General features: G+C 67.6%; 5 protein-coding genes and 1 tRNA gene. 2 read left to right on the top strand and 4 right to left on the bottom strand.

All coding sequences use genetic code 11. The features are described 5' to 3' along the window. Positions 1 to 363: 363 nt before the first annotated feature. Positions 364 to 1,596 (top strand): alpha-hydroxy acid oxidase, encoded by a 1,233-nt coding sequence (locus L0U85_RS08040; RefSeq protein WP_241377237.1) that lies wholly within the window; start codon positions 364 to 366, stop codon positions 1,594 to 1,596. A gap of 187 nt (positions 1,597 to 1,783) precedes the next feature. After that, positions 1,784 to 1,857, top strand: a tRNA-Pro gene (locus L0U85_RS08035). A 139-nt stretch (positions 1,858 to 1,996) separates the two neighbouring features. On the opposite strand, the gene L0U85_RS08030 is transcribed toward L0U85_RS08035, so the two are convergent. Genes L0U85_RS08030 through L0U85_RS08015 form a run of 4 tightly spaced genes read right to left on the bottom strand, consistent with a single transcriptional unit; the run spans position 1,997 to position 6,270 of the window. Then, a complete protein-coding gene (locus tag L0U85_RS08030; RefSeq protein WP_241377236.1) occupies positions 1,997 to 3,607 on the bottom strand; it encodes a condensation domain-containing protein in 1,611 nt (536 codons plus the stop codon). Between the two features lie 3 nt (positions 3,608 to 3,610). Continuing rightward, positions 3,611 to 4,714 (bottom strand): hypothetical protein, encoded by a 1,104-nt coding sequence (locus tag L0U85_RS08025; protein ID WP_241377235.1) that lies wholly within the window; start codon positions 4,712 to 4,714, stop codon positions 3,611 to 3,613. After that, positions 4,711 to 4,968 carry a phosphopantetheine-binding protein gene (locus L0U85_RS08020; protein ID WP_241377234.1) on the bottom strand — a complete coding sequence of 86 codons (258 nt, stop codon included), beginning with the start codon at positions 4,966 to 4,968 and terminating at the stop codon, positions 4,711 to 4,713. Before L0U85_RS08020 ends, L0U85_RS08025 begins: the two co-directional genes overlap by 4 nt. 12 nt (positions 4,969 to 4,980) lie before the next feature. Further along, complete coding sequence (locus L0U85_RS08015) at positions 4,981 to 6,270, bottom strand: glycosyltransferase (protein ID WP_241377233.1); 1,290 nt, start codon at positions 6,268 to 6,270, stop codon at positions 4,981 to 4,983. Between the last annotated feature and the right edge of the window lie 29 nt (positions 6,271 to 6,299).

Below are 6,299 nucleotides of genomic sequence, written 5' to 3'. Positions count from 1 at the left end.
CGGAAATCATCACCCGATCGGTGGGAAACCCCTCATGTTCGCGCCCCGGACCGCCTGCCGCGCAACACAACACGAGCGAAACTCACCCACCAAAGCCGCCCCACCCGACCCCCGCAGCGCACCCCGAACAGCCCTCCACCTCCCCGTCGCCGCCGCCCTTGGCGCACAACAACCACGCACACGATCGACCCCGCCAGCGCCCCCTCGGCCATTTCCGGGCTCCCCAGGCGCACCACCCACCAGCAAGCTGGTTCGTGGGCCATCAGATCTAAGCGGCGCCAACCAGAAGCGGCCCGCCGCCTCCGGCGCGCGCATCACGACCTCCTGCCATCGGGCGGGCTTCCGGTCCTGTTAAGTTCCCCTATGCCCGAACGCCAGGTCCCCCGACCCAAAGACGTCCTGCCGCTGATCCGGTTCAAGAAGCCCGTACTGAATGCCAGGCGCAGGCGCCTCGCGGCGGCCCTGACCATCGCAGATCTTCGCGACATCGCCCAGCGGCGCACCCCTCGCGCCGCGTTCGACTACACCGACGGGGCCGCGGAGTCCGAGCTTTCACTCGCCCGTGCCCGTCAGGCCTTCGAGGACGTCGAGTTCCATCCGGCCATCCTGCGCGACACCTCTGCACTGAATACCGGATGGGATGTGCTCGGCCGACGCACCGCGCTGCCGTTCGGCATCGCCCCTACCGGCTTCACCAGGATGATGCATACCGAGGGCGAACGCGCCGGAGCGGCAGCCGCCGCGTCCGCGGGCATCCCGTTCGCGCTGTCCACGATGGGCACCACCACGATCGAGGACGTCGCCGCGGCAGCCGGATCACGCGGCCGCAACTGGTTCCAGCTGTACGTGTGGAAGGACCGCGACCAGTCGATGGCGCTGGTCGAGCGGGCCGCGAACGCCGGATTCGACACCCTGCTGGTGACCGTCGACGTGCCGGTGGCCGGGGCCCGGCTCCGCGACCAACGCAATGGATTCTCCATTCCGCCCCAGCTCACCGCCTCGACCGTGCTCGACATGCTGCGGCACCCGCGCTGGTGGTTCGACCTGCTCACGACCGCGCCGCTCGCGTTCGCCTCGCTCAACCGCTGGCCGGGCACGGTGGCCGAACTGCTCGCGGTCATGTTCGACCCCACCGTGGACTACGGCGACCTGGCCTGGATCAAGGAGCAATGGCCGGGGAAGCTCGTCGTCAAGGGCGTCCAGTCCGTCGCGGACGCCAAGCGCCTCGCCGACATGGGCGTGGACGCGATCACCCTGTCCAACCACGGCGGGCGGCAGCTGGACCGCGCACCCGTGCCGTTCCACCTGCTCCCGGAGGTCGTCCGGGAGGTCGGGCGCGACACCGAAGTCCACCTCGACACCGGCATCATGTCCGGTGCCGACGTTGTCGCCGCGATCGCGCTCGGCGCCAGGTTCACCATGGTCGGCCGTGCCTACCTGTACGGGCTCATGGCGGGCGGCCGGGAGGGTGTCGATCGAGCGATAGAAATCCTCCGAGACCAGGTAGAACGCACCATGCGACTGCTCGGCGCTGCCTCGTTGCAGGAGCTCGAACCCGGCCACGTAACCCAGCTACAGCGCCTGACCACCCGCTGATCTCGTGTTGCTCCTCAGGGCACGCCTATGAGGTCCCGCGACCTCTCAGGCTCGCCTGAGAAATCGGACGGGGGTGCTCATTCGGAGCAGGCGGCGTCCGAGGGCCGCCGGTCGCCCGAATCGACTCGTAGCAAGGGGATGGTGCGGCTGTTGTACCCTTGCTACGGCCGTCCTGTGGGGCGGCCTTCGGGACGTGGCGCAGCTTGGTAGCGCACCCCGTTTGGGACGGGGGGGTCGCAGGTTCAAATCCTGTCGTCCCGACTTGTGACCGCGTGTGAACGCGTGTGAACGCGTGCGACCGGTTGTGAATAGATGTGAACGGCGGTGGCCGGGCAGAATTGGAAGATTCTGCCCGGCCACCGCCGAATTGCTCTGCGCGGTGTCAACCAGGGGTAAGCGATTAAGATGCGTGTTCGTCGCCGCCGACGCGGCCCGTGTGGGTGTCCGCGACTCGATTGATCTTCGTTGCGAGCGTCGCGAGACTGCACGGTTGTTGCAGGTCGTGCCAGTCGAGGCCCGCGTACCCAATGCGCTTCAGCTCGCGGAGGACCGCCGGAATCCGGTAGAACCTGCCGCCTGTCTCGGCGTAGCTGAGCCCCGGGTCCATCGACGGCAGTCCGTTCACGACCTGCGCGCACCGCACCAGGGCCGACGTAGCTTCGGAGGATGGCGAGGTGAACATTTTCGAGATCTCTCGTCGCAGCTTGCCCACGCTCTGATCGGCGGCCTTGTCCACCATGACGAGCAGGTCGGTGATGCTGCGAGCGAGCGATTCGATGCGTTCCTCGCCGACCACGGATGCAGCGCCGAAAACGAGCACCTCCATGCCCTGCGGGCTGACACCGGCGTCAACGAAGAGATGGGGCGTCGAAGCGAGGTACTCGACGGGATCGCTTGTGGTGCAGTCCCATTGGTCAAACGAATCGGCGGATGCCTCGTCAATGCGGCCGACGCCGGTCTTCTCCATGAAGTTCAGTGAGATGCGCGATCCGATCTCGCCGCCGCGCCGGGCCCCCGCGATCGCCTTCCACTCGCCGAACTCCAGGGTGTCGACCATGCTGTACCGCACCGCTTCGAAGGCGAGTCGCTGGAGTTCACGGGCGAACTCGTCGAAGGGTTGCTCGGATCGCACCGATACCGCTATGACCAGGTCGCGGGCGAGGGGAGCGACGAGCTGCAATGCGTCGGCAGTGATGCGGCCATGCGTCGAGATCTGCAGTGGGAGTAGGTCTTTCGCAGTGGTTTCGGCCAGTGCCAGGCTGAACACGGCGGAGAAGACCGCGCTTCTGGGCACGCCGATCCCGGCCGCGATGCGCGTCAGCCGGTCGGCCGCGGCAACGGATCGCTGTCGGCAGGAGACGAATCGGGTGAACGCCGGCTCCGAGGCCAGGTCGAAGACCCCTGCCGGGATCTCATCGAGCTTGGCCTGCCAGTACCGCTTCGAGCGCTCGCGCAGTCGGCGGGAGGATTCGGACCGCTCGTGGCGGGCATAGTCCACCGGGTGGCATGCGACGGGAGGGAGATCCGGGGCCTTGCCCCGGACAGCCGCATCCGCGATGACGCCGAAGTCGCGCATCAGGATCTCGCGGCCCTGGTCATCGATGACGATGTGCGGGAAGCAGGCCAGGACTGAGTGCCTTCCACCGCCGTTCGCCACCAGGGCGAAGCGGCACGGCCATTCGGTGTCGATCGCGAAGTCGCGCGATTTGAAGGCTTCCACGGCCTCGGGGTCGGTGACCCGGTCGAACGCATGGACTTCCACTGGCGCGGCTGCCCAGACCCGTTGCAGCGGCAGACCTTCCTCGTCCGCATGGAACGTGGTCCTGAGGACCTCATGGCGTTCGACCAGTGCGGCGACCGCCTGCTCCACGACTGGGATCTCAGTGCCGGCGGGCACCTCGTACTCGAAGTTCAGACCGGGGTACTGCGCTCTGCGCTCGTGCTGGAACGTCAGCCAGGCCTCCCAGGCCATACCCCATTGCAGCGGGCCTTCCCGCACTGCCGTCTGCACGGGCTACGCCTTCCGGACGAGTTCGCGAAGCCGGTCCGGCCATCCGAAGGCGTCGAGTCCGTGGGTGTCCAAGGTCAGTTCGATCCAGCGTTCCAGACCGAAAGCGGCGCAGCCCGAGTGCGCCGCACTGCCGGGGTGCGAACTGATGTCGAACTTCCGGCATTGGGCTTCGCGCATGTTGTTGAACGAGCCGATGGACGAGCTGCCGCCGCCGGGGAGTTTTGCGACCAGCTCGTACTTCGACTGCGCCAGCAGCTGGTGCTGCTTGATCCTGGAGTCCTCGGGGTGGTAGATCGGGTCGGTGGCGATCTCGATCCGTCCGCTGAACCCGAGTTCCTGGAACAGGGCCCAGACCCGCTCCATCGTCTTGGTCCGGAGTTCCTCGGAGGTCTCGGCCGGCGCGAGCCATGCGATCTCCCGCATGGAGAACGCGGGGAGCCGGTAGTTGCTGACCCGCCAGGGGGCCTCGTGCCGGAAGCAGTCGCCCGAGGCGGTCACGACGATGGTCTGGTCGCCGATCTCCTGTCCGTGGAACTCCCGGTAGAACTGGAAGCAGACGGCAGGGTTGAGCATGTACGGGCTGGACCGGCGCACTTCGTCCACCGAAACGTCGCCGCGGCGGACCGCGGCGAGCGCTTCCCGGTCGTGGGGGAGTTCGTCGACGAGGAAGCCGTTCTGCGGGAACCAGTCGATGTAGTGGCTGCGGTCCATGAGCGACCGTTCGATGAGCGCGGGGTAGCGTCGCTCCTCGGCTTCCAGGTCCCAGGCCACCTCGAGGAACATCTGCTCGTAGGCGCGGTGCAGCATGCCGCGGGCGGCGCGGCGGGGGGACTGCGGCGCAGCCGGGGCGTCGGGGACGTGGACGTCGTGCCGCCGGATCACGGCGGTCTTCCGCACTCGGGCGGTCATGACCTCTTCGGCCAGGTCCGAGACCAGTTTGGACACGACGTCGTGGTCGTAGTCGGCGATGAACGACAGTTCGACGGCGTCGCCGTCCGGGGTCACCGTGATGCCGTCGATGCCTTCGACGCCGTAGATGAGCTTGTCGGCGATGGAGCTCGCCTGTGCGGGGGTCAGCTGTGCGGGGAGCGGGAAAGTGACGTTCATGCCTGTGCCTCGGCTTCCAGATGGGAGTTGAGAAGATCGACGATCTTGTCGACGGAGGTGAAGTTGTCCAGCATGAGCGCATGGTCGGGAAGGTCGATGTCGAAGCGGTCCTCGAGCATGAGGACGAGACTCACCGATTCGAGTGAGGTGAGTCCGTGGTCGGCCAGGTCGGCCGCAGGGTCGATGTCGGGGGCGACCTTGAGCAGTCGGACTAGGACCTCGACTACGGCCGACCGCAGTTCGCTGCGTTGCATATAAGTCGCTCCTCAGACTCGTACAGGGGATTCGGGGGCTCGCCGTTCGATCGTGCTCACTCGGGCGTCCGGCAGTGCGGACTGGTCCACGCGGAACCGGTCGGCGAGCATGCGGACCAGGTAATCCGGATCGCACGCGGACTCGTTCGGGTTCGGCGCGGTCGAGACGAGCCGCAGCCGCCGAGCGATCCGCAGCGACTCGGCGACCAGTGCCGACACATCGTCGGGGAGGAGGTGCTGCCACAGGTCGACGTGGACCACATCGTCGAGCTCGCCGTCCTTGAACGGCGTCCGCACGCCGAGGAGGTGCGGATTGTCCTCGGAGGCGGGGGCGCGGTGGTTCCAGGTGACGGTGCGGCCCGCCCGTTCCGGGGCGGCGACACCGCCGATCACGAGCATGTCCGCTGCAGGCTCGACGACGGCCTCCAGGGTCTTGGCGACGTCGACTCGCGAAGACCGGAACGTCTCCAGGACTGTTTCGTAGTACGCGACCTTCGCCGCCAGATGCGTGCGCGATCCGCCGAAGAGCTCGATGTCGAAGCGCGGGTGCTTCCGACGCAGGAGCGCGGTGTTCCGTTCCTCCTCCACGCCTTGGCGTCCGAAGTCCCGGAAGTGCGGCACATGGAAGCAGTACGCGTCGGGGTCGAGCACGAACTGCCCGTCCGGACGCCCTGCGGCCGCGAACAACCGGTACCCGAGGTCGACGTCCTCGTGGCCCCAGCCGGCGAAGTCCTCATCGAACCCGCCCACCGCCTCCAGATCGCGCGTTCGGACCGACGTGTTGTGGGTGAACATGAAGGCCCACGGGACGCGGCTGGTCGCGAGTGCCGATGCCTCCATGCCGAACCAGCTCTGCCGTATGTCCTGCTCGACGCCTGCCGTCGGCGCCTTGGTGTCGCCGACGTGCAACCGGCGCACCGTGTCCCAGGAAGGCTCGAAGCGATTGCCGAGCAGCACTTGGGCCGTCTCGCTGCCGCGATGGAACGCGGCGTGCCGACGGACCAGGTCGGGCACGGCGTACGAGTCGCCATCGAGCAGCAGCACCACTTCGCCGCGCGCCACCGCGATGCCGAGGTTGCGCGCCTTGGCTCGACTGCCGCCCGGGTACAGGCGCTCGACGCGCAGGTTGCCCGGGCCGAGCGGGGCGGTGCCCGCCGCGGGGACCGCGGACCCGTCGTCGACCACGATCACCTCCCACTCGTCGGCTGGGAGGTCTTGTGCCGCAAGCGATCGCAGGGTGAGTTCGAGACCCTGCGCGTTGTCGCGGACCGGCACCACGACAGAGAGGTAGGGGCTGCTCATTGCACGGCTCCTGTTCGTCCTAAATGTGA

This window comes from Glycomyces sp. L485 (assembly GCF_022548875.1).
GTDB lineage: Bacteria > Actinomycetota > Actinomycetes > Mycobacteriales > Micromonosporaceae > Glycomyces.
The sequence above is the reverse complement of the archived record's forward strand: the minus strand, read 5'-3'. Positions and strand labels throughout refer to the sequence as shown.